The sequence below is a fragment of the Psychrobacter muriicola 2pS genome (assembly GCF_904846535.1).
GTDB lineage: Bacteria > Pseudomonadota > Gammaproteobacteria > Pseudomonadales > Moraxellaceae > Psychrobacter > Psychrobacter aquimaris.
In genome coordinates this window covers 14986-40386 of sequence record NZ_CAJHBC010000010.1, presented here as the reverse complement: position 1 = coordinate 40386, position 25401 = coordinate 14986, and the positions used below count along the sequence as shown (strand labels likewise).

Here is a 25401-nt window from a genome sequence, read left to right as displayed (position 1 = left end):
AAGGAACGTATCATGAGCCAATTACATCCAAACCTAGATCTTGACCAAGCCAACCAAGACTTGCAAGGCAAATCGCCTGAGCAAATCGTTGAGTGGGCACTGACGCAAGCAAAAAACCCAATCATCACCACCAATTTCCGTCCTTATGAGTCAGCGATTTTGCACTTGGTTGCTAAGCAGCGCCCTGACATCACGGTACTTTGGGTAGACTCAGGTTACAACACGGATGCGACCTATCAGTTCGCTAATAAAGTCATCCGTGACTTAAACTTAAACGTCATCACTTATATTCCTAAGCAAACAGCAGCTTATCGCGATGCAACGATGAATGGTATTCCTGGCATTGACAATCCACAACATGATGAGTTCACTGACCAAGTAAAACTTGAGCCATTCCGCCGTGCGTTAGATGAGCTAAAGCCAGATGTTTGGTTCAATGCCATTCGTAAAGATCAAACCGAGTTCCGTCAAGGGTTGGATGTACTCAGCTTATCAAAAGACGGCGTATTAAAAGTAGCGCCATTGTTCGAAAACACTGATGCGGATTTAGACGTATATCTTGAAGAGCATAATCTGCCAAATGAGTTTGATTACTTTGATCCGACTAAAGTAGAAGAAAGCCGTGAGTGTGGTTTGCACACGCAGCTGTAAGTACTTAGCCAGTAATGACACACTGAGTGATTATAAGTATTAAAAAAAGAAGCGATGACTTTCAAATCAAAGTCATCGCTTCTTTTTTGTGCTTATTGTGCCGGCTGATACGTAAACGAGATGTTGTTACAACGGTTTCAATTGAATAAATAACGTTTTTTTAACGTCTTATTGTCTAACATTAAGGTATCCTATGGCTTATCTTTGAAGGCAGCAGACCATTAAACTGAATCTTTAAAACTAATTATGGACGAAGTTGCCTGTTCTTGCGGCTATTTTTGCTCATTTGTACACTTAAGCTTGGTAGTGGTTTTGCCATCATCCTCAATATGGATATTTGTTATGCCCTTTATAAAAAAAATAGACTCACTCTATGAAAAACTGCACGATAAGCTGCCATCTGTAGGCAAAGCAGCGTCTTTCTTGACCGGTACTAGCGTCCTTACTGCCAATAGTGCGATGGTTGGTCTACCTATTTGGACGCTGGGCGCGGTGAAAGTATTGACAGGAGCGAAAGCTGCGGATGACGCGCTGATTGCGATTACTAAATACTGGATTAATAGTAATAACGCCGTCATTGACCATGCACTACCTCATAAAGATTGGCGTATTAACCTGCCTGACGATCTGAGCGAAGACAAACAGTACCTACTCGTGAGTAACCATCAATCGTGGGTTGATACCAGTATTGTGCAATATATCAGCCAAGACAGGCTGCCGCTGACACGGTTTTTTACGAAGTTTAATCTGATTTATATTCCTGTTATCGGTCAAGCCTTTTATTTCTTAGACTTTCCGATGATGAAGCGCTTTTCTGCCAAAGCGATGGCCAAGAATCCAGAACTTAAAAAACAAAACTTGCTTGAGGCTAAGCGTGCTTGTCGTCAATTGAAAAACAAACCCTTTGCCCTATTGAATTACTTAGAGGGAACGCGTTTTACCCCAGAAAAACACGACCAGCAAAAATCCCCTTATCAGCATTTATTAAAGCCACGCGCTGGCGGTTTGTCATTAGCACTTAATGCGTTAGGCGATGAATTGGATTCTATTTTAGATGTGACCATCGTCTATCCAGATGGCGCGCCTGATTATGACGATTTATGGAAAGGTAATATTCGCCGTTTGGGTGTCGATGTGACTCGCTTAAAGATACCCGACGAATTATTTTCTGCCATCATGGACGGTGGCTATGACCGTGATGAAACCACCAAAAAAATGATGTTTGATTGGTTAGAGGATATCTGGCAACAAAAAGATGCCCGTATGACTAAGATGCTGAGTGAGTTTGAATAGGTTCTTGTACGTGGTCAAATCTAGTTATTGCTAATAGCCAATGCAAAAATCTAATCTAAATGACAGCCACAAGCTTTGACGTAAGCCTGTGGCTTTTTTAATCCTGTATTTCATCTCTCCTCACCTATTCCACATCCCACCAAAAACCCTCACCAACATGACAAAAACGAATATGCTAATGCCAATTCACTACGTGAGCCTGCCCGCCTGATAACTCATAATAGCTTTATATATTCCATTGAATGATTGGTCATGCTATGAACACCTTCCCATTATTTTTTAAATTAGAAGACCGAAAAGTGCTGATCGTTGGCGGCGGTGATGTGGCACTACGTAAAGCTGACTTGCTCAGTCGTGCGGGTGCTGTTATCACTATCCTTGCGCCAAGTATCAGTGTTGAGCTACAAGCCTTGCTCAGTGATAGCAAGCACCAACTGATTTATGAAAATTATGATAAAACTTATATGTCAGGTGCGCGCGTTATCATTGCCGCGACCGATGACGAAATGCTTAATCATCAAATTCACGCAGATGCTACTGAGCTAAATATTCCCGTAAACGTCGTCGACACCCCGCATTTATGTGATTTTATTTTTCCAGCGATTATAGATCGCAATCCAATCGTGATTGGAATCTCATCCAACGGCAAAGCGCCAGTGCTCGCCCGTCTATTGCGTGCCCGTCTTGAAACATTGATTCCACAAGGCTACGGAAAATTGGCCAAATTAGCAGGTGATTTTCGTAGCGAAGTGAAAACTAAAATACCAACGCTTACTGGACGCAGGCAGTTTTGGGAAAAGGCATTTGAAGGTTCAGTCAGTCAGCTGATGTTTGCTGGTAATGAAGATGAAGCGGCGGCACAATTACAAGCCGATTTAGATAAAACAGCTGCTGCTATCAGTGAAAAAAGTGCAGTAAAAGATAAACCCACAGAACTCCAAACTATGCAAAATGCAATAGGCGAAGTTTATATCGTTGGTGCAGGCCCAGGTGACCCAGAGCTGCTCACATTTAAAGCGCTGCGTCTCATGCAGCAGGCTGACATTGTTTACTATGATGCGCTAGTCTCGCCGCAAGTCTTGGACTTATGCCGCCGCGATGCTGATAAGGTATTTGTTGGCAAAAAACGCAGCAACCATGCGGTAGCGCAATTAGGCATCAATGAGTTGTTGGTCAATAGCGCTAAAGAAGGTCGCCGTGTGGTGCGTCTAAAAGGCGGCGACCCCTTTATCTTTGGGCGTGGCGGCGAAGAGATTGAAAGCCTACGTGCGCATAGTATCCCGTATCAAGTGGTACCAGGTATTACCGCTGCCAATGCTGCCGCAAGCTATGCTGGCATTCCGCTGACCCATCGTGACCATTCGCAGTCAGTACGTTTTGTCACTGGATTTTTAAAAGCGGGTGCGCCCAACAGTAACTTCAAAAACTTTTTGAATACTGATGAAACAGTAGTATTTTATATGGGACTGCATTCACTGGCACGTTTGACTGAAGGCTTGATTAATGCTGGTCGTAGTAGCGATACTCCGATTGCTATTGTATCTAATGCTAGCATGCCCAATCAGCAAGTATTAACGGGAACGCTTGCCGACATCGTGGAGTTGCAAGAAAAAAACCAGCTACCCACGCCAGCCTTGCTCATCATGGGAGATGTGGTCGCGCTTCATCATGATTTGGCTTGGTATAACTTGCAAAATCAGCAGAAAAATAAAAATAGTGACACTACAGCTAATAACTGGTTACGTGGTGGCACAGCGGCTACCCCAAAAACAGACCATACTAGCCAGCAAGCTCATGCGTTATCTATGGTAGCCAACTTAGCAACGGCTGATGATGGGTTGGAGCAGTTAGTGATTGGTTAAATCAAGGCTTTTAACTCGCACAAAAAAACCTACCCTTAATTGCTGGTAGGTTTTTATATTTAACGCTATTGATCTTTTATGAGCTGTTCGTTTTTAATAATTAAGATTTGGTCTTTTGTTTCTCAATGACTTTTATTAGCGTGCTATGAATTGATGATGCGTCAGCAGGCGGATTGCTAATAGGTGTATTTTTAATGAGCAAAATGTATTCATAATTAGGTTCAAAATCAAAACCTTCTATACCGCTATATCGATACTCCCAGTCTGCGATGGCTTGTTCAGCAGGCTTAGTTAGTAAGCATGATTGCGGCGCAACACCGACACAGTCTACTTGATGGTCAGCGATGATGATTTTACGTAAAACATAAGGCATCGCATGGACAGTAATTTGGTGCTTACTAACTAAGCCTGATTGTGATGTCGATTGCTCTCCCATCACTTCAACATAATCGCCTATAGTTAATTTCTGCATTTGATGGGCATTTTTCTGAGCAAAATTAGCTTTACTGATGTCTGTTGTATAAATCTGTCCATCCTGCGCCACGATAGTAACTTTTTGCTGCTCTCTGTCTTGCGAGATGACACCAGTCACCTGACCAATGATTGCGTCAGAATGACTCGGTTTAATCGAATGGATAAACGTGTTGCTATCTTTCATTTGACTTACACTGGTTTCATTATTCATATTTGCTTGCTCATAACTGCTGCAAGCAGCCAAAGAGGAAGTGGCAATTAAAGCCAATGTGCATAATCTGATAAACGACATAACATACCCTTGTTGATAATCTATATATTACTGATGAATGCCTTGTTAATACATTTGCATACTAAGTAATGCTGTGTGATTTTCGTACTAGTCATTTCTGCTATAAGCAATATAAGTCATTAAAAAAATTTATCATGCTTTAAGTTATTCTTATTTAAATTATGGCTAAATGTCACTACTCATTCTTATCTACTTTGCTTTACTAGTAAGTTTATAGCAAAGCAAAACCCACCAATTCTTGCTAGAATAATCGCTGTCTTTTATTCATTATGAAGTTCAATTATGCCTGTATCCGTTACCAAACCTCTCACTATCCTCCATACCTCCGACTGGCATTTGGGACGCAGGCTTTATGGACGCATGCGTTATGATGAATTTGAAGCATTTTTAGGTTGGTTGCAAGACACCATTAGCCTGCAGAAAGTGGATATATTAATCGTTGCTGGCGATATTTTTGACACCATGACCCCAAGCAATAGAGCCCAAGCGTTATATTATGAATTTTTAGGAAAAGTTTCAAAATCATGCTGTCAACATATCGTTATCGTCGCAGGCAATCACGATTCCCCTACTTTTTTAGATGCACCAAGTAACGTACTCAAGTTTTTAAATGTTCATGTTATTGGTACGGCTTGTGAAGACTTGAAGGATGAGGTAATGGTGTTAGATGATGTAGACGGCACACCACATTGCATTATTGCGGCTGTCCCCTATTTGCGTGACCGTGATGTCCGTAGCAGTAGTGCTGGCGAGTCCGCAGATAGCAAAGATAACAATGTCATCAAAGGCATTCGTGCCCATTATGATGAAGTAGCTAGCATTGCCAAAGCCAAACAGACTCAATTAATCGAATTACACCAGCATCGCATTCCTATCATTGCTACAGGGCATCTATTTGCGGCTGGCGGTACTACCACCGATGATGATGGTGTTCGCGAGCTTTATGTCGGCTCACTCGGCAAAATCTCTGCTGACATGTTCGATGAAAGTTTTGACTATGTCGCACTTGGGCATTTGCACGTGCCGCAGCGTGTCGGTGGGCGTGAAACCATTCGCTATTCAGGCTCGCCAATCGCGATGGGATTTGGTGAAGCTAAGCAACAAAAGCAAGTTTTGCTGGTGCAGTTTGGTGAAATAGAAAATGATGTTAGTAATCAAGAATTGGCATCAAATAGTACAGCTGAAAGCATTATGCCGCAGCTTGCCAATACGGTTACCACGATTGAAAAATCAGTAGAAAAAGCCGCTAAAAAAGTAGCCAGTCAGACGACTGAATTTATGGATGACTTGTTTGGTTTTGACGAGCAATCAGAAAATAATGAGGTGACAAAAACTGCTGCTATAGAAAACATCCCTGATCAGCAAGATCAAAACAACCAATCAATGCCTAACAATCTCGATACTCCCAACAAAATACTGCATCGCGATAATTTGACGCAGATGCAGGTAATCTCCCTCCCTATTCCAAAATTTCAAAAGTTAGCACAAGTTTCAGGTGATTTGGAGTGCATTAATCAGGCTATAGATAAAGTCATTCAATCTCTTGACGCAACAGAGTCTGTGTGGCTAGAAATTATTTATACGGGTGAGGAGATTATCAGCGAGTTACGTGAGCATATCCAAGCAATGGTAGATAATTTGCCGTGTGAAGTGTTAAAAATTAAAAACACGCGTACCTATAATAAAGTCCTTAACCAACAGCAGATCTCTGAGACGCTACAAGATTTAAATGAGGAAGAAGTGTTTGAGCGCTGCCTAGCCGCTCATAATATTCCTGATGAGCAAAAATCATCTTTACGTGACGCCTATGATCAAATAGTTTATAACTTACGTCATGAAGACACTCAGGCTGAATAGTATTATTTAATCATAAACGCTTTTGATCGAAGCTAACTAGAATAAAGGCTTCATTTCTCATTATTGCCTTTTATTATTACTACCTATAAAAATAAGACCTGCGCATGCGACTGATTGAACTACGACTTAAAAATTTGAATTCTTTAAAAGGCGAATGGCACATTGATTTTAGTGACCCTGCTTTTCTTAATGAAGGCATCTTTGCCATTACTGGGCAAACGGGTGCTGGCAAGACGACCATATTGGATGCGATTTGCTTAGCACTCTATAGCCAGACGCCAAGACTGGGCGATATCACTGGTTCAACGAACGAAATAATGACCCAAGGTACGGGCGAATGCTCTGCAGAAGTCATTATAGAGATTGATTCCAAGCGTTATCAATGCTACTGGTACCAACATCGCGCCCACAAAAAAGCCAAGGGCAATTTATTACCGATTAAGCATGAGATTAGCGAGGTGAAGACCGGCAAGATTTTAGAAGAGAAAAAGTCCAAAACTTCCGCCTATATACAAAACCTCATCGGCATGGATTTTAATCAATTTACGCGCTCCATCATGCTCGCACAGGGCAGTTTTGCCGCGTTTTTAAAGTCTGACATCGGTGATAGAGCCGCGATTCTAGAGAAAATAACGGGTACTGCTATTTATGCCAAGATATCGTTAAACGTTCATGAAAAGAAACGCTTTGAGGAAGACATACTTGGCAAGCTACAGGTAGGCGTGAATAGCTTATCGTTATTAAGTATTGAAGACGAAAAGCTACTGAAAGCTGATTTAGAGAGCCTTAACCAGCAGCAGAGCACACAGCGCCAAACATTCAAAACCCTAAGTGAACAGCTACAGTGGCTGGATAGTGTTCAGCAGCTACAGCAAAATCTCTCAACCTATCAGACCGATTTTACAGCGGCGCAGCAGGCACAGCAAACCTTTATTCCAGAAGCGCAGCGCTTAGAAGTGGCTAATAAAGCCTTAGAGATTGATAGCCAATTTCGAGAGCTTAGCTATAGCCGAGACACGGTCAAGAGATTGAATCTCGATCAGCAAGATTTGCTTAATAAGATTCCAGCTCAGCAAGAAGTACTGGCACAAGCTTCAACCCATTTAGGGAATATCAATACCATTGCAAAGCAAGCCAGGGACAACCTCCAGACCACCTTGCCTGTCATTGCAAAGACGCGTGCATTGGATGCTGATATAAAGCAGCAATCTTATTCTTTACTCAATGATAATCAACGTAAAGACCTATTAGTCAATAGTAAGAAACGATTACGCCAAGAAATAGCCAGCCATGGACAAATAGAGCAGAAGACTAAGGCTCAGCTTAGCAGTATAGAAAAGCACTTTCACGATTACCAAGAGCTAAATGATCTTGATAAAGATATGGAGAACTTTGATAACAGCTGTCGCCAATTAATGGCGCTGTTGGAAGATAATGCCAACCTAACAGCGGACAAACTTACCTATAGCAATCAAGCTCGCCAGCTACAAGCTGATTTTGATAAATTATCTAAGCAGCAAGACGCTGATACGTTATTAATAACACAACAGCGTGAGCAACTTGCCAACGTACAACAGCAACAAGCAATACTCATTCAAAACCAGCCCATTGCTAATATGCGTAGCAAGCAAGAGCAAATTGATCAAATCAGCACCCAGATTGCGCAAGCCAATATTAAGCTAGAACAGCTGTCTGAGCGTACCAGCCAAATTCAACACATCAACGCAACGTTACCCAAACTGAATCAAGAGCTTAAGACTTTAGAAGGATTGATTGCTAGTCACCAGTCCGATATTCAAGACGCTAAGATCAAAAAACAAGATAGGCAAGAGCATCTACATCTACTACAAAAGGTCGCTAAGCTTGAAGATTATATAGTAGAGCTAGAGGATGGGTCGCCCTGCCCGCTTTGCGGCGCACATGAGCATCCTTATGGTAAACATCATCCACTATTAGACAATAGTAACTCCAAAGGCAATGCCGAGCAAAACCAGTCGTCTACAATAAAACAGACTAAGGCGCAATTAACTCAGCAGCACATAGCTGAATTAGACACTATTATTGACAATCTTGAGCAGACTTTATCTAAACATCATATCGACCATGCCACCAAAAAAGAAGCCATCAATAATCAACAGCAGCAGTTAGCGACCTTGCAGCAGCAATCTAAAATCTTAAACGCTGATATTCAGTCTAACCTTTCCTCGCTATTTAACACTGAAAATAGTTATTCGGAATCGACTGTGGCAATTATCAATCCACTTGCGCAGATTAAGAACGATACTGATATTAATATTGATCACGGCTTGTCCTTATTAGACACCATCAAACACAAACTGACTGAGCATAAACAGTCTCTTAAAACGATAGTAGTCAAATATGACAACCTAGCTGAAAGTGCTGCAACGCTCAGTATTGCCATCGAAGTCGATGAAAAGCAGCAACAGCTACTTAGTCGCGACATTAATAATCTAACCACTGATATCAAGCTAAATACTCAAAAAATTGAAAGTGTCGAAGATAAGATTGCCACTAATTTTTCTGAGCTAATACCCATGATGACCAATATTTCATCTTTGGTGAGTAAGTACCCAACGGATAAATACGAGAATCATTTAACTATAGAGCTCAAAGCGACTGACGTTCAAGGCGTACTGAAGCTACTCATTGAAAGTATTCATAAGCAAGCAGTATTAGCAAGCGCAGATTATGATGAGCATATTGACCAATTGCGGGCACAACGTAATGCTTTGAAGCAGTTAAAGCAATATCACCACGAGCAAAGTAGCCGCCAACAGCAACTCACAAATACTCTGAGCAGCCTGACTGCGAATATTGAGAGTAAGCAAGCACAGCTCGCCAATGATGAGACAGCAATCAAAGGATTAGAGAAATTAATTGATAACAAAACAGATGATATCGAACAATTAAAGAAAGCCAGAAAAGAGCTATTCGCAGATAAAGATACAGACCATGAAGAAAACCAGTTACGCAGCGCTGCTGATGAAGCTAAAGCCAAACAAATCATAGCGCAAAGACAGCTAGATTCTATACAGCAGTCTTTAGAGCAATTAAAGATCAGAGAGCAACAGCTAGCCACAGAACGACAGTCGGCGACTACTACCGTAAATACACAGGACAGCATTTTTATTAACTTACTCGCAGAGTCAAATTTCGTCGATGAGGCGGATTTTTTGAGTGCGCGTCTGCCTAAAGAAGAGCGTGAGGCATTACATATACGTAAACTAGCGATTGATAATGCCCTACAACAAGCTAAGTTGCAGTTAAATAATACTCAGCAAGCATTAGAGCAAAAACTTGCCACACCTATGACAGATGAAGGCCGAGAAACACTTGCTGGCAAGCATCATCAAATACAGACAGATATCGATGAGTTAAGTCAAAAAATTGGTGCGATTGACCAAAAGCTCAAGGATAACGACAGCCAAAAAGGGCAACAAGCTGCACAGCTGATTGCAATCGATGAACAAAAACAAAAACTACAAGTTTGGCAGCAGCTACATACGTTAATTGGTTCTGCTGATGGCAAAAAATATCGTACCTTTGCTCAAGGCTTAACGTTTGAAGTCATGATTAGCCATGCTAATACGCAATTGCAAAAAATGAGTGACCGCTATTTGCTCATTCATGATGACAGCAATCCACTTGAGCTTAATGTGATTGATAACTATCAAGGCGGTGATATTCGCAGTACTAAGAATCTATCGGGCGGCGAAGGATTCATTATCAGCTTGGCGCTCGCACTTGGGTTATCGCAGATGGCGAGTCACAACATTCGCGTGGATTCACTATTTTTGGATGAAGGGTTTGGTACGCTTGATGAGGAGTCGCTTGATATTGCGCTCGACACTTTAACGAGCTTACAACAAGAAGGTAAGCTTATTGGCATTATCTCTCACGTACAGGCGTTAAAAGATCGCATCTTGACTCAAATCAAGGTTGAAAAAATCTCCGGTGGTTTTAGCCAAATCAGTGGTCAAGGATGTCGCCGAGTGGTCAATATTACTAATGAAAAAGCCTCGTAAGTTAAAGCGGTCATCAAGAGTCGAACTTTCACGCTTAGCCAGACAATAAAAAACCACCGTTAATTAATAACGGTGGTTTTTTTGAAAAGACGTTTATCTTGTTTTTCACTCAATGAATAGTTACTTAGTCACTAAACCGCTTAGCTCACTCATTAGTACTGAGAGCGTAGACAGACTGATTTTACTGTCTGCATCATTAGCATGAAGCTGATCTAACTTGCTCATCTCTGTAGTGACTGACTCCAAATGATCTAAGTGACGTGAACGCCATTCACCAAATGCTTGCTTCGCATCTGGTTTAGATAATATGGCATCCATCAGTAGACGTAGACTACGTGACAGCTCGTTCATCAACGCATGGCGCGCGCGGCGATCCCAGTAATCTTGCTGTGGTAAAGTGGCGATATTGTCCATCATCCAATCTAACTGCAAGACGTGATAGGCATCAAAGTACAACGTTGCAATCTCATCAACAGGACGCTCATATTGCTCAGCGAGCAGTGCGGCATCAAGTGCATCAACATGATAAGGCAGCATCGCAAACAATGCGGCATCACTATTAGACAAATCATTCTGCATCAGGCTAGTTGTGTCTTCTTGCAAGTATTCTGCAAATTGTTGCTCAATAAAGCCACCTGATTTGGTTAATTTCTCAACACTATCGCTAAAGCGACTGATCATGTCAGCGACTTGCAAGTCTTGACCAAAGGCATTGATAAACCAAACCACACCATGCTCAAGCGCGTCACGTAGACGCAGTTCAAGATTTAGCAGTAATTTGGCATCGACTTGATTGTCCAGCGCTTCAAGTGTTTTCCAAGCTTTTGATACATTGAAGACATCACGGCTAATCGCATAACCACGCACGATGGTCGCCAGCGATTGGTCTGTTTCCTCATAAAGGCGGAACAGTGCTTCAATGCCCAAACGATTGACCACGCTATTGGTCAAATACGTGCTGATAATTTCGCGATGTAAGCGGTGTTCTGTCATCTCATCAAAGAACCGCGTAGCCAGCTCATCAGGGAAGTACTTGCGCAGCTCATTGATAAAGTACACATCATCTGGCAAGTCTGATGATAATAAGTTGTCATACACCCACATTTTGCCATAAGCCATGACAACTGCCAGCTCAGGGTTGGTCAAGCCAGTATCTGATTTTTGACGTTTGGCAATTTCTTCATCTGATGGCAGATATTCAATCGCCCGATCAAGACGTCCTTCACCTTCTAACATCTGAATAAAGCGCTGATGATCACTTAAGTTAGCCGCTGCACGAATGTGGCTAAGCTCAATGGCTTGTGGTTGCAGATAGTTTTGGCGCAATACCAGCTCTGCCACATTATCGGTCATACTCTCAAGCAATTCATTACGCTGCTTCAAGGTCATATCGCCTTGCTCGACTACTTTGCCAAGTAAGATTTTGATATTCACTTCATGATCTGAGCAATTTACGCCGCCTGAGTTATCGATAGCGTCGGTATAAATGCGACCACCCGTTTGTGCATATTCGATACGCCCTTGCTGGGTAAAGCCTAAGTTACCACCTTCACCAACGATAGCCGTACGTAGCTCATTAGCGTTGACCCGTACTGCGTCATTGGCACGGTCACCGACGTCAGCATGACTCTCATTCACGCTTTTCACATAAGTACCAATACCACCATTCCAAATAAGATCAACAGGCGATTTTAACAGCGCACTGATTAACTCATTAGGTGCAAGGCTGTCTGCAGCGATATCAAAACGCTGTTTCATCTCGGCACTGAGCGTGATGCTCTTATCTTGGCGGGAGAATACCCCACCTCCTTGGCTGATGAGCGATTTTTCATAGTCATCCCACGTCGAACGTGGCATATCAAATAAGCGGGCACGTTCAGCGTATGAAGTGGCAGCATCCGGATTAGGATCGATAAAGATATGTAGATGGTTAAATGCGGCAACCAGCTGGGTATGGGTTGAGAGCAGCATCCCATTGCCAAATACGTCACCACTCATATCACCAATACCAACCACGGTAAAGTTATCATGGTTCTGAATGTCCATGCCGCGCATACGGAAGTGGCGTTTGACCGACTCCCAACCACCGCGTGCGGTGATACCCATGGCTTTGTGATCGTAACCAACCGAGCCGCCTGAAGCAAAGGCATCATCGAGCCAAAAATCATATTCAGTAGACAATGCATTAGCAATATCCGAGAAGCTAGCGGTTCCTTTATCAGCTGCGACCACTAAGTATGGATCATCTTCATCATGGCGCACGGTGTTGGCTGGCGGGACAATTTTTCCATCGACGATATTATCAGTCACATCGAGCATACCGCGTAGGAATGCTTGATAACAAGCAATGCCTTCGGCTTGGAATTCGTCACGACCATCTGCCATGGTTTTGGTTTTGACGATAAAGCCGCCTTTTGAACCAACCGGAACGATCACGGCGTTTTTGACCATCTGTGCTTTGACTAAACCAAGTACTTCGGTACGGAAATCTTCCATACGATCTGACCAACGCAGACCACCTCGGGCAACTTTACCACCACGCAAATGCACTGCTTCAACACGTGGCGAATACACGAATATCTCAAACATCGGTTTTGGTTTTGGCAGATTAGGAATATCTGCTGCCAAAAATTTAAATGATAAGCGATCTTTACGCTGACCATTGCTATCGGTTTGATAGAAATTGGTGCGTACCATTGCATTAATTAAATCTAAGTACCAACGCAAGATACGGTCTTCATCTAGGCTATCCACATCTGTCAACGCAGCAGTGATCTGCTGTTGGATCTGCGCAGTTTTTTCTGTACGCTCATCTGTACTGTACTTAGGATTCATACGGGCATCAAACAGGCAGCCTAGCGCCACACTAATATCGCTATTTTTTACCACAGTTTGCTGAATATACGTACTAGAGAATGGGGCTTTTGCTTGCATCATATAACGTGATAAGGCTCGTAGCACCACCACATCATAAGTATCTAGATTGGTCGTCAATACCAACTCGTTAAATGAATCACTCTCAACATGTCCTGCCCAAATCTGTTTGAGACTGTCTTCAAACTGACCACGCACCACTTGCATGTTGACAGTATCAACATGTTCTAACGTTAGCTCATACTCTTGCATCCAAATGGGCTGCTCAGGCAGATCAAACTCATAGGTTTGTGCTGAAATGACAGACACACCAAAATTTTCAAGGATTGGTAGGACTTTGGATAAGATTACAGGCTGTTCACGACCATAAAGCTTCAGGTGGAGTTGGTTGCTAGCATCGCCCGTTGACTGGTATAAATGCCAAATCATCGGCTGCTCTGCTGTCAATACAGCCAAACGCTTGGTATCTTCAACCGCAGTACGGGCATCAAAACGCTCTTGATAAGCGGCAGGGATATAATTCAAAAATCGACGGTTTAAAGCATTGGCTTGCTGCTCACCCACATTATCCAATAGCATTTTTTGATAGCTGTCGCTCCATGATTGCATTAACGCAGCCAACTTGGCTTCAAGCTCAGCAGTGTTAACATCTTTTACCTGACCTGGCACCGTACGCACGTGGACATGAACACGAGCGTGAGCAGATTCATTAAATTCGGTGGTAAAACCTGATGATGTGCCACCGTAGGCTTCTTTTAGGACATTTTGTACTTTGATACGTAGCTCAGTGTTGAACTTGTCACGCGGGATATAGACCAAGCAGGAGACAAAACGCTGATAATGATCAATACGACTGAATAGGCGTAGACTCTTCTTGTCTTGTAACTGGCTAATACCAGAAACGATAGGATATAGCTCTTCTACGCTGGCTTGAAAGAGGTCATCACGCGGTAACGTGTTAATCACATGCATCATTTTATGGTGCGCATGACCGTCACGTGGCAATTCCGCCATGGCCATAATCTTGTTGGCTTTTTCACGTAATAGCGGGATTTGTTGCACAGTCAGTTGATACGCTTGTGAGGTCAATAGACCAATAAATCGATATTCACCAACCAGCTTACCATTGTCATCAAATTTATGAATACCTAAAAAGTCCATATATACTGGACGATGCACAGGCGATACACGGCTTGATTTGGACAACATCAATACTCGCGGTTCAGTCAATAGTTGCTTTAATACTTTTGGCAATTGGCTAAAACTTTCTGAGAGTTTGTCTTCTTCAGCGCCGCGTAATAGACCAAGACCGCTATTACCAATGGCGAACAAATCTAAATCAGCAGGTTCAGAATTCACTTCAACAGCCTGCCCGCCTTCTAAACGGTATTCACGGTAACCCAAGAATATAAAATGATCGTCTAATATCCAATCTAAAAACGCTTGTATCTCTTGCTGCGAGTAAAAGACTTCTGGTAATGGTTTCTTTGATAGCTCAGCTTTGATATCCGTCAGCTGTGCACGCATCTGCTTCCAATCACCAACGACTGTATCTAGCGTATCAATTTTTGCCAATAACATTTGCTGTAGCGCAGCCAGATCCTCATCATTTTGATAAGCAATTTCACAATGAATCAAAGACAGATGCGAAGTAGCGCTTTCATGTGCACCTTCAATATGGGTAATATGACCATTATCATCACGCTCAACACTGACAATGATGTTATAAGTACGATGAACATCGATACCTTCAGCCTCAAGACTCATCAAAATCGTATCGACTAAAAAAGGTCTGTCATAGGCGACAATTTGAATAACCGTATGTGAGCTGTGAAAATGCTGCTCTTCTGCTTTGGGGTTCAGCACCTTCAGTTGTGGCTTGCTACCATCGTAGGCTTGGAGCAACGTAAAATGATGTAGTGCCATGCCCGCTAGGTCAGCATTACTGATGGTCTCAGCTGCTTCTGCGTGCAATGGCTGATAATAGCTATGAATAAAATGATCAAATAATGATTTGTCTTTTTGTACATAACTGGTAGCAATATCGCTTATCTGGCTGATGCGCTCTTTTGCGATACTGAGGGAGTTTGGCATGTCCTTCATCCTTTTTTATAGATTTGATTTATCATTTATTTAAGTTTATTAATTCGTACTAACTAATGGCACCGCATAAATATATGGAACATTATTGGTGCTGCGGAGCAGTATATCCATTTACGCAATTTATTCTGTTTTTTTCTTGATATTTTAAGTTTCTCTCCTTTTTTCATCCTTATTTTTAGGAATATGTCGCAATTGGGATTTAATACCATTAATTTAGTGAAGTGTAACGTACATAGCGCGCCAGCTAAAGCGTACAACATCATTTCATGAATCAGCAACATGTCGATAACATTTACTCATGAGACAGGTTTTACTCTTTCTTGACGATTAATTGCTGGCGAGTGGATACTCATGGCAATCGGTACGACTTTTTTGTTAGAATATGCCAGTATATTTGAGAGTGTGTGGCTAACTCATAATTAACTTTAATGCTAAGGGCAAGACGTATGATGAATATTTTGGTGATTGGTTCAGGTGGTCGCGAACACGCGCTAGCATGGCAGTGTGCAAAAGACGATAAAGTCAATAATGTCTACGTCGCGCCTGGTAATGCTGGTACAGCGCTTGAACCTAAATGCCAAAACGTCGTCTTAGAATCTGCAGACGAGAATGCTAGTGAACATAGTGCAATCATCGCGTTTTGCCAAGACAATGCCATTGATATGGTCATCGTCGGGCCAGAAGCGCCTTTGGTCACTGGTATCGTTGATGCCTGCCGTGATGCTGGTATTAAAGCGTGGGGACCAACAGCATACTGTGCGCAGTTAGAAGGCTCCAAAACCTTCGCCAAAGAATTTATGGAGCAAAACAATATCCCTACAGCAGCCTATAAAGGTTTTACTGAAGCTGTGGCTGCCAAAGCTTATATCGATGAACATGGCGCACCAATCGTTATCAAAGCCGATGGCCTTGCCGCTGGTAAAGGAGTCATCGTTGCGGAAACTATCGAACAAGCACATGAGGCCATTGATGATATGCTTGCCGACAATAAATTCGGTGATGCAGGCAGCCGCGTGGTGATCGAGCAGTTTTTGCAAGGCGAAGAAGCCAGTTTTATTTGTATGATTGATGGTAAAAACATCTTACCGATGGCAACAAGCCAAGACCATAAACGTGCTTTTGAAGGCGATACAGGCCCGAACACAGGCGGTATGGGCGCTTACTCTCCTGCCCCAGTTGTCACTCAAGATGTCCATGAAAAAGTCATGACCCAAGTCATCCAGCCAGTGGTTGATGCAATGAATAATGCGGGTCACCCTTATACGGGATTTTTATATGCAGGTCTCATGATTGATGATGCTGGAGACCCCTATGTTATCGAATTTAACTGCCGTTTTGGTGATCCAGAAACTCAGCCTATTTTAATGCGTTTACAATCATCAATGGTAGATTTGGTTGCACAAGGTCTAGCAGGACACTTGCCTAGTGATGCGCAATGGGACAGCCGCCCTGCCCTCGGTATTGTCATTGCTTCCAAAGGCTATCCTGAAACATCATCAAAAGGTGATGTGATTGCTGGCTTGCCAGAGCTAGATGCCAGTAATGACAACGCTGTCAAAGTCTTCCATGCTGGCACAGCCTTTTCTGACAGCGATGCTATAGACAGCGAAAAAGAAGTGGTGACGAATGGCGGACGTGTCTTATGCGTGACGGCTCTTGCAGATAGCATCTCAGACGCTCAGCAAGCCGCACTTGCAGTAACGGGTGCTATTAGTTTTGATGGTGCACAGTATCGCCGTGATATTGGTCATCATGCCATTGCTCGTGAAAACAGTTAGAAACCAATAGAAATTAGGCTAGAGCTGTTCCCAGCCTTAGTCTAATGCACCAAATGATTCTTAGCTTATATGATTCGACCTAGCATCATGCTAGGTCTTATTTTTTGACATCCATTTTACAAAGATTATAATCTGAGAATATATACTGCGTCTTACAAAGTAGCTGCTATTGGCAAGCTTAGGCTCATCAACCAAATGTGCTTTATATGATACAATTTTGTACCCGTACATCGCATCTCCCTTGTATTGTAGGTTTTGAACCCACAAATCAATACCAACTGGATGAATGATTATATTTATGGCAAATGATACGTCTAAACCTTCTAGCAATAAGCAATCAATCGATAACTTAAAAACCTCAGGGTTCGATCGTCGAATGTCGATTGCCAAAACCTCCTTAAATATTGGTCGCCGTTGGGCGGGTAATAGTGTGTCTGGCATGTTCTTAAATAAAGAAGCACGTACAGCACGTAACCAAGTGTTTATGGAGGCCCAAGCAAACTACCTCGCAGAAGAGCTAGGTAAGCTAAAAGGTTCGGTTGTCAAAATTGGTCAAATGTTAGCAATTTATGGCGAACATATTTTGCCACCAGAAATCACACGTGCCTTGCAAACGCTAAATGATGATACCGCTACATTATCATGGTCAACCATGCAACAAACCCTGCAACAATTATTGGGCGAAAAATTAAGTGAATTGGATATCGATACGGTTCCTATAGGTACTGCGTCTCTCGCCCAAGTTCATCGCGCCACAGTTATTGCGACTGGCGAGCAAGTTGTACTAAAAATTCAATATCCAGGTGTTGCTGATGCGATCAACTCAGATCTTGCTTTATTTAAGCAATTATTAAAAGTTAGTAATATCGTTCCGCAGACCCGTTCACTCGATGCGTGGTTTGAAGAAATACGTGACCTACTTCACCATGAGGTGGACTACGAAGCTGAAGCCGCGACGACAGAACGCTTTTATGAACGCTTGAGTAAAGATCCGCGTTATGTGGTTCCCAAGATTAATCGTACTTATTCCAAAAAGCGCCTACTCTGTATGTCTTATGAGCCAGGTATTACCGTAGTTTCTGAGGCATTACAATTATTACCTCATGAGCGTCGTAACGCTATTGGTCAGGCGGCCATCGAAATCATGATGCAAGAGATTTTTGTGTGGGGTGAAATGCAGACAGATCCCAACTTCGGTAATTATCTGGTTCGTGTCAGTGAAAATGAAGATGATATCGACAAATTGGTATTACTAGATTTTGGTGCTATTCGTCAATTTGATAATAACCTTTTAACCATTGCGCATGGCTTACTAAAAGCTGGCTACCGCCATGACCATCAGGCGATGATGCTTGCGATGACGGGTTATGATTTCTTTGATAGTATGAGTGATAAAGTACGCTCTGATATGGCGTCACTATTTTTATTGGCAACCGAGCCGTTTAGTGATCCGGCGACTAACCCTGACATTCCTGCCGACTGTCTAGATAAGGATGATCGTTATATTTGGGCGAATAGTAAACTTCATTCTCGCCTTTCAACACAAGCTACAAAAGCGATGCAGTCTTTTGAGTTTAACTTACCACCAAAAGAATTTATGTTTATTAGTCGAAAATTTATTGGTGCTTATACTTTTCTAACGGTGCTTGATGCTTATACTGATTCGGATACTTTAGTAAAACCTTATTTATAGTTTTAATTGAAGTAAATTTTCTTTAATAGTAAGTAATTTTTGAACCGCCTTTTTGTGGCGGTTTTATTTTTTAGCATATCATTTGCTTAGGCTATTCTATATAAAACAAACTAGTACTTATTATCGGTAAGATTTACTTTGATTTATTACTTAGGCTATTTAACTTGATTAACAGTATCGGCCTGCCACTCATCAAATCTGGTTTTATAACCCTCCGGCTTACGCATATTAAGCTCCCAGCATACTTCTCCACGAGCTAAATACTTTATTTCAAAATGCGTGCGTTGACTGTCATCAGCCACTTGATAGCGCTCATTAGGTAACGACCATGTCTCAGTTGCTTGCTGTTCTGCATTATTCATATAGGCTTCTATGTTGGTTACTAGTACCACCTCTCCACCTACGTGCAAGCGTGACAATAGAAACTCGAAGAAAGGCATGTTTAACCATTGCTGGTTGGGATTATGCTGTTCAGGATTGGGGTACAGAATGAAAATCTTACTGACACTATTGGGTTTAATGGCATGCACAATCCATGCAATCGCATCAGCATGAATGGCATTTAAATTAGGTGAATCTTGTAGCACTGCCAGTTTCGCAAAAGCGTCGAATTTATTACGTGTACGTTCAATTGCAATCAAATGCTTATCGGTATTTTTTGCGGCAAAACCAAGCGCATGCTTGCCCTTCCCTGCACCAATTTCTAATATCAAAGGGATGCTACTTTTATTGTCGTGAATGATATTTGGCATAATAAAATCACGTGGTGCCGAAAGCTTTTCTGGTTGAAATGCACGCTGTTGCTGATGCGTAAACTCAATATTATCCGTCATCTACTATCCTTAAAGTATTTGTCTTTTGCCATTATTCGGGCGCATGCTATTATATAGCCAATCCACTTCAATAGTAATATAGCGACAGCGAGTAATACGCTATCGTAGTCTATCAAGCGCATACGAGACGAGAATAGCTACAATGACAGACTGCCGCTCGCTAATGATGTTAATCATACAAATAAATCGAGGATACTCTCACCCTTATCATGACTGAATCTACCCCCAACACTTCTCCTAAAACCTATCCTTGCCCACGTTGTGGCACTAAAACAGCATGGCAAGACAATAAATACAAACCGTTTTGTAGCAGTCAATGCAAACTTATTGACTTAGGTGCATGGGCAAATGAAGACTATACCTTGCCTGCTGAAACCACACCTTTTTCTGACGAGCTATAATCAATACTCTCTTTTAACTAACTTATCATCTTAAGGATGTTTTATATGTCTGCTACTTATCTGATGCCCACTTATAACCGTCAACCCATCAGCTTTACACGCGGTTCAGGCAGTTGGCTATACACCAAAGATGAGACGCCTTATTTAGATGCACTGACTGGTATTGCCGTATGCGGCTTAGGGCATTGCCACCCGCAAGTGACTGACGCCATTCAACAGCAAGCAGCGACTTTAATACATACCAGTAATTTATTCGGTATCGACTGGCAAGAGCGTGCGGGTGAAGTGCTATGTACAGCCGCCCAAATGGACAGTGTGTTCTTTGCTAATAGTGGCGCTGAAGCGAACGAAGCGGCGCTCAAACTTGCACGGTTGTATGCACATCAGCAAGGTTTTAAACGCCCAAAAGTTATCGTTATGGAGCAGTCATTCCATGGTCGTACGTTACTGTCACTGTCAGCCACCGCCAATCCAAAAGCCCGTGAAGGGTTTTATACATTAGATGAGGATTTTATCCGTGTACCCTTTGGCGATATTGCCGCGATTCAGCAAGCCGCGCAAGATCATGATGAAATTTGTGCCATCTTTGTAGAGCCTATCCAAGGTGAAGGTGGTCTGAATACTGCTGCCAACGGATTTACTTATCTTGAAGAACTACAGGCAGAGTGTGAAGCCCATAACTGGCTATTTATGTTGGATGAAGTACAGACAGGTAATGGCCGTACGGGTAAATACTTCGCTTATCAACATAGTAATGCGCGTCCTGATGTATTGACGACAGCTAAGGGCTTGGGTAACGGTTTTCCAGTAGGTGCATGCATGGTACGTGGGCGTGCTAATGGCCTGTTTGGTGCAGGTAGTCATGGCTCTACTTATGGTGGTACGCCGCTGGCCAGTCGTGTGGTACATAGCGTATATGACGTATTAGCTAACAGTGATATCATGACTAATGCCGTTACCGAAGGGCTGTTTATTCGAGAAACGCTAGTCGATACACTAGGACAATACGGCGTCAGCAGTCGTGGTGCAGGTATGATGATTGGTATCGCTTTGCCTGAAAACATGGACTGTAGTCAGCTAGTTGATCGTGCGCGTGATGAGCAAAAGCTAATTATTAATGTCACTGGTGGACATGTTGTGCGCTTACTACCACCGCTTAATATGAATCGTGATGAAAGCACACAAGTGGCTGAGCGTTTGATTGACTTACTAAAGCCATCATTTTAAATGATTGTTTAAATCAAATGCTAACACCAAAAAAGCCTATAGATAATATGTCTATAGGCTTTTTTGCTTTCGGAGGCTTTAACCTAATTTTTATAGCGCGTTATGTAAATTTCATCTCAAACGTATTATCAATCACGCCACCCCGCGCAAGCAACCAAATGAAATGCCTTGAACAAATGACGAGCTAACTTGTCATAACGAGTAGCAATCGTACGGTACTGCTTAATCTTTGCAAAGAAGTTCTCGATTAAATGCTGTTCTTTATAGCGTGCTTTATTAAAGTCTCTCCTCTGCAGTCGGTGACGCTTCGATGGTATGACGGATTACATTTCTTTTACTGATTCAATCATCTCAATGACACGGGCCTCAGCATCGTAAGCCTTATGAAATGGACAAGCTAAGTTTGGCTAATACTGACATCGTATGGTTCAGATGAATCACACGATGTCATGAGCTACACCACACATCAGATAAAAGCTAGGAGATTTTCCTAATGTATCTACACAAGGAGGTATTTTAGTTGGCAGCCCACCTTTACTATAACCGATGGCTTGCTCCCTTTTTTTATAACAGTGCTAATTGGTATTAAGCCCAATAATACCTAAAAGGTATAGTTTATTACTGAATAGGTGTTGGACACGTATAACTAAAATGTTTACCTTGGGTTAAATTGTATGAACTAAGTTTATATGTGTAGAGTTATAGAAATATCGTGTAACTTTTATTTCTATTCTATCAATTGAATACATTTTAACTCTGAAGTGGTTTAACTATTTAAATTCTCCAAAGTGAATAAAATTTCATTAAATTCTAAATAATAGTGACTAAACCGCCAGCTTTGAGGGACATCATGGAGACAGGAATACTTCTTGTTCACTCCTACCTCATTATTTCATAGCAAATTTTCAACATACCCTAATGAAAGTAACTCAAGAATGTAAGGATGGATCATGAATCGTATTAACGTTAAAGCGGTTTTATCAACTATAGTATTGGCGTCTTTATTAACAGCCTGTAGTTCTATTGAACCCAAAGTTACTAAGTTAGCAACCAATTTAGATTATCTACATAAACCTAGTACGCATCCAGCTAGACTAGCTCCTTCACCTAATGAAATACGCGTCACGCTACTTGGTACTGGAAGTCCTGTTCCAAGTACAAGCCGTTACGGCATGTCAACGCTTGTGCAAGCCAACGGTTATAACTTTGTATTTGATGCTGGTCGCGGCAATGTAGTCCGATTAACGCAAGCAGGTGTGCCACTTGGTAAGATTGATGGCGTATTTCTCACCCATTATCACTCAGATCATGTAAATAGCTTAAGTGATTTATGGATGACAGGTTATATACCAGCTTTTGGCGGTAGAGAGGGAAGTTTTAACGTGTATGGACCTAAAGGCATACATTCATTAGTCGATGGTTTAAAACTGGCTCATGCAGATGACATCAGAGTACGTGTCGCTGATGGCGAACTTAAAGAAGCAACTACTAACATGGTGGCTCATGAGTTTGACACCAATAGCGTTGTATTTGATAACAACGGTGTGCGCATAACTGCTTTTGATGTTCAGCATGATCACAGCGGAGCCATACAGCCAGCTGTGGGCTTCCGTATTGACTATGCGGGCCGTTCTGTTTTATTAAGTGGAGATACTATCCCAACTCCCAATGTACTTAAATATGGTAAAGACGTTGATTTATTGGTTCATGAAGTAGCAGAGTTTGAAGATATCAATGCGTTGCCACAGGTATATGCACACCATACCAATCCACGCCAAGCTGGAGAAATTTTCACTAAAACAAAACCGAAAATGGCAGTATACAGTCATATTGTGAATGGTACGTCACCAAAATATATTGGGATTCCAAATGAGCAACTTATTGAACGAACTAGAGAGAATTACAAGGGGCCATTAGTTGTAGGAGAAGATTTGATGAGCTTTTCTATTACAGCCAAAGGCATAAATATTTATCGTTATTAAAGAGCAAATGCGTTGCCGTCTTTAAAAGCTGAGCAAAAAGCAAACTTGCAAAGATTGGCGATGCTTTCAGATGATGATCTTAATTATCTAATACTGTTGAAGTGATTGGACTGTTCAAGCTTGAATCGTAGCAGCATAGGAAATTATCTTGAATTCTGTGTAACTGCCATTGAGATTAAGTACCTGATGAAGCCATCATCAAAAACTGTCATAAAGCGATTCAGAGCAGACATCCAGTTACGGATTAGCATCGAGCAGGTTTTGAAAGCCTGCTAGGTTGCTAAGTACACGACTTTAAACGCAGCTTGATCAGACGGAAACATCTTACGCTTGTTCACCATAGTACGGATAACGTTACTTAAAGGCTCAATAGTATTAGTGATATAAATGACTTTTGTCATACCTTTAGGATAACCATAGAGCAGCATTAAGCCTTCCCAGTTACTATGCCAATATATGTACGATAAATAGCTGAACCTGAGCATTAGGGTAAACAGTGCACTTATTTGATTTGTCGGCTTTCTCATATTTGGATTAGCCTAGATGGTCTTCTATCTAAGCTCCATCGTGGTAGCAAATCATCCCACTATCGGTGTAAATATCGTGCGCACTAGCATCACTGCGAGATTCCAAAATAAAGCTAGAAAGACCGACGGTAACCATCAAGATATAATGAACGATGCGTCAGAAGACTATTTGTTAGATTATTAGTCAATAAGATCATAATATCTAAAATGTCCATAATCGTTTTTTCTTCTCAACCGTTTTGACGATTGAGAAGAAAAAAAGGGAACAAGCTATCGATCTCAGTAAAGATGGGCCGACAACTAACATATCTCCTCGTACAGATGCATTAGGCAATTCATCTGATTTCTTGCATGGGCGGGCTTAATTGATGATAAGCCCTAATTGGCATGAAAGTACTTTTTTAACACTTCTAAACAACGTGTGATTTTGGCTGGCTGTTGATCACGATTTAAGGTAACCGCATATAGTACAAAACTTGGCAATTGATAACCAGTCAACACTTCGACCAAATCACCATTTTCAAGCTCTTTTTTAATGTCCATTTCCATCACTCTAACCAAGCCATGACCTTCTTTTGCCAAGGTGGTCGCCATAAAGACATTATTGGTATAAATGCGTGAATTCATTTTCGTGCGCGTTTTTTTACCCGTTTCTGTCTGAACGAGATCAATTTGATTGGCATCTTTCATGATTTCAATACAAATCAGCTGATGATCAGCCAAATCTTTAGGTGTTTGCAGTTTGGTATGCTGGCGTAGGTACTGCGGTGAAGCAACCAGCATTTGGCGCACATCAGTCAAGGGATGACTGCTTAGGCTCGAGTCATTAATCGATGGACTCATACGAATCGCAATATCGATCCGCTCATCAATCATGTCAATATAGTGGTTGTCTGCCAGATAGGTAATGCTAAGATCATCATGTGCCGCCATCCACGTAGAGAGTGCAGGCAAAATATGATTAACGCCAAGCTCTGGTGTTGTCGCCACTCGTAAGCTTCCTGCCAACTCATCACGCAACTGATTGACCTTAATCCGGCCTTGTTCAGCAGCACTTACCACATCCTTTGCGGCTTCATAAAAGCTTTCGCCAGCTTCTGTTAAGCTCAGCTTACGAGTTGAGCGGTGTAATAGCACGACGCCCAGCTCATTTTCTAATGAGCGGATTTGCTGACTGACTGCACTGGTTGTAATGCCAAGCTCACGAGCAGAACCACTAAAAGAGCCATGTCCAACCACACTGGCGAACACAGCCATACCGCGTAAATTATCCAACATATTCTCACCTAAACTTCATTTCAGTTTTTAATATAACTTAACCATTATAACGAATCTTGATTCATCTTATCGTTATTAAATATTTCTCTCGTGTTTGAGAAAGCCCATTTAATCTGCAATAAAAACAAAAATATCAAGGCGATAGTACAACATCGCCTTGATATCTTATATAAAATTTGCGTTTAACAACTATATAGACTTTTAAATAATTTTAACAACAGTTTTTCTGA

Annotated in this window: 14 protein-coding genes and 1 pseudogene; 10 read left to right on the top strand and 5 right to left on the bottom strand. The window is 41.9% G+C overall.

Annotation, left to right across the window (positions count from 1 at the left end; translation table 11 throughout):
- Positions 1–12: 12 nt before the first annotated feature.
- From JMX93_RS12550 to cysG, 3 genes are all read left to right on the top strand, one after another.
- Positions 13–651: a phosphoadenosine phosphosulfate reductase domain-containing protein gene (locus JMX93_RS12550; RefSeq protein ID WP_499204913.1), complete on the top strand. Its 639-nt coding sequence runs from the start codon at positions 13–15 to the stop codon at positions 649–651.
- Positions 652–993: 342 nt separating this feature from the next.
- The gene (gene yihG / locus JMX93_RS12545) at positions 994–1944 is read left to right on the top strand and encodes a 1-acylglycerol-3-phosphate O-acyltransferase, YihG family (protein ID WP_499204912.1); all 951 of its coding nucleotides are present in this window, start codon (positions 994–996) and stop codon (positions 1942–1944) included.
- Between the two features lie 257 nt (positions 1945–2201).
- Positions 2202–3806: a siroheme synthase CysG gene (gene cysG, locus JMX93_RS12540; RefSeq protein WP_499204911.1), complete on the top strand. Its 1605-nt coding sequence runs from the start codon at positions 2202–2204 to the stop codon at positions 3804–3806.
- 100 nt (positions 3807–3906) lie between these two features.
- Here cysG and JMX93_RS12535 read toward each other — a convergent pair whose 3' ends face one another.
- Positions 3907–4572, bottom strand: coding sequence for a DUF4377 domain-containing protein (locus JMX93_RS12535; RefSeq protein WP_499204910.1), 666 nt, complete (start codon positions 4570–4572; stop codon positions 3907–3909).
- A gap of 282 nt (positions 4573–4854) precedes the next feature.
- Here JMX93_RS12535 and JMX93_RS12530 point away from each other — a divergent pair, with 282 nt between their 5' ends.
- Positions 4855–6429 carry an exonuclease SbcCD subunit D C-terminal domain-containing protein gene (locus tag JMX93_RS12530; protein ID WP_499204909.1) on the top strand — a complete coding sequence of 525 codons (1575 nt, stop codon included), beginning with the start codon at positions 4855–4857 and terminating at the stop codon, positions 6427–6429.
- 104 nt (positions 6430–6533) lie between these two features.
- Complete coding sequence (locus tag JMX93_RS12525) at positions 6534–10475, top strand: AAA family ATPase (RefSeq protein WP_499204908.1); 3942 nt, start codon at positions 6534–6536, stop codon at positions 10473–10475.
- A gap of 120 nt (positions 10476–10595) precedes the next feature.
- Here JMX93_RS12525 and JMX93_RS12520 read toward each other — a convergent pair whose 3' ends face one another.
- Positions 10596–15443, bottom strand: a complete 4848-nt coding sequence (locus tag JMX93_RS12520) for an NAD-glutamate dehydrogenase (RefSeq protein WP_499204907.1) — start codon at positions 15441–15443, stop codon at positions 10596–10598.
- Between the two features lie 458 nt (positions 15444–15901).
- On the opposite strand from JMX93_RS12520, the gene purD reads away from it, so the two are divergent.
- Both purD and JMX93_RS12510 read left to right on the top strand, forming a co-directional pair.
- Positions 15902–17230, top strand: a complete 1329-nt coding sequence (purD, locus tag JMX93_RS12515) for a phosphoribosylamine--glycine ligase (RefSeq protein ID WP_499204950.1) — start codon at positions 15902–15904, stop codon at positions 17228–17230.
- A 298-nt stretch (positions 17231–17528) separates the two neighbouring features.
- Complete coding sequence (locus JMX93_RS12510) at positions 17529–18923, top strand: ABC1 kinase family protein (RefSeq protein ID WP_499204906.1); 1395 nt, start codon at positions 17529–17531, stop codon at positions 18921–18923.
- 155 nt (positions 18924–19078) lie between these two features.
- Here JMX93_RS12510 and JMX93_RS12505 read toward each other — a convergent pair whose 3' ends face one another.
- The gene (locus JMX93_RS12505; RefSeq protein ID WP_499204905.1) at positions 19079–19756 is read right to left on the bottom strand and encodes a class I SAM-dependent methyltransferase; all 678 of its coding nucleotides are present in this window, start codon (positions 19754–19756) and stop codon (positions 19079–19081) included.
- Positions 19757–19965: 209 nt separating this feature from the next.
- On the opposite strand from JMX93_RS12505, the gene JMX93_RS12500 reads away from it, so the two are divergent.
- The 3 genes from JMX93_RS12500 (at position 19966) to JMX93_RS12490 (ending at position 23366) form a co-directional block, all read left to right on the top strand.
- Positions 19966–20157, top strand: coding sequence for a DNA gyrase inhibitor YacG (locus JMX93_RS12500; protein ID WP_193013089.1), 192 nt, complete (start codon positions 19966–19968; stop codon positions 20155–20157).
- A gap of 45 nt (positions 20158–20202) precedes the next feature.
- Entirely contained in the window at positions 20203–21384 is a 1182-nt protein-coding gene (locus JMX93_RS12495; RefSeq protein ID WP_499204904.1) for an aspartate aminotransferase family protein, read from the top strand.
- Between the two features lie 950 nt (positions 21385–22334).
- Positions 22335–23366: an MBL fold metallo-hydrolase gene (locus JMX93_RS12490; protein WP_499204903.1), complete on the top strand. Its 1032-nt coding sequence runs from the start codon at positions 22335–22337 to the stop codon at positions 23364–23366.
- Between the two features lie 143 nt (positions 23367–23509).
- On the opposite strand, the pseudogene JMX93_RS12485 reads toward JMX93_RS12490, so the two are convergent.
- Positions 23510–23818 (bottom strand): annotated as a pseudogene (locus tag JMX93_RS12485) (transposase); the annotation flags it as partial.
- A 453-nt stretch (positions 23819–24271) separates the two neighbouring features.
- Positions 24272–25171, bottom strand: coding sequence for a LysR family transcriptional regulator (locus JMX93_RS12480; RefSeq protein WP_193013084.1), 900 nt, complete (start codon positions 25169–25171; stop codon positions 24272–24274).
- Positions 25172–25401: the final 230 nt, after the last annotated feature.

Coding starts and splice junctions, on each gene's coding strand:
- JMX93_RS12550 (WP_499204913.1), top strand. CDS start 13: ATGAGCCAATTACATCCAAACCTAGATCTTGACCAAGCCAACCAAGAC.
- yihG (WP_499204912.1), top strand. CDS start 994: ATGCCCTTTATAAAAAAAATAGACTCACTCTATGAAAAACTGCACGAT.
- cysG (WP_499204911.1), top strand. CDS start 2,202: ATGAACACCTTCCCATTATTTTTTAAATTAGAAGACCGAAAAGTGCTG.
- JMX93_RS12535 (WP_499204910.1), bottom strand. CDS start 4,572: ATGTCGTTTATCAGATTATGCACATTGGCTTTAATTGCCACTTCCTCT.
- JMX93_RS12530 (WP_499204909.1), top strand. CDS start 4,855: ATGCCTGTATCCGTTACCAAACCTCTCACTATCCTCCATACCTCCGAC.
- JMX93_RS12525 (WP_499204908.1), top strand. CDS start 6,534: ATGCGACTGATTGAACTACGACTTAAAAATTTGAATTCTTTAAAAGGC.
- JMX93_RS12520 (WP_499204907.1), bottom strand. CDS start 15,443: ATGCCAAACTCCCTCAGTATCGCAAAAGAGCGCATCAGCCAGATAAGC.
- purD (WP_499204950.1), top strand. CDS start 15,902: ATGAATATTTTGGTGATTGGTTCAGGTGGTCGCGAACACGCGCTAGCA.
- JMX93_RS12510 (WP_499204906.1), top strand. CDS start 17,529: ATGGCAAATGATACGTCTAAACCTTCTAGCAATAAGCAATCAATCGAT.
- JMX93_RS12505 (WP_499204905.1), bottom strand. CDS start 19,756: ATGACGGATAATATTGAGTTTACGCATCAGCAACAGCGTGCATTTCAA.
- JMX93_RS12500 (WP_193013089.1), top strand. CDS start 19,966: ATGACTGAATCTACCCCCAACACTTCTCCTAAAACCTATCCTTGCCCA.
- JMX93_RS12495 (WP_499204904.1), top strand. CDS start 20,203: ATGTCTGCTACTTATCTGATGCCCACTTATAACCGTCAACCCATCAGC.
- JMX93_RS12490 (WP_499204903.1), top strand. CDS start 22,335: ATGAATCGTATTAACGTTAAAGCGGTTTTATCAACTATAGTATTGGCG.
- JMX93_RS12480 (WP_193013084.1), bottom strand. CDS start 25,171: ATGTTGGATAATTTACGCGGTATGGCTGTGTTCGCCAGTGTGGTTGGA.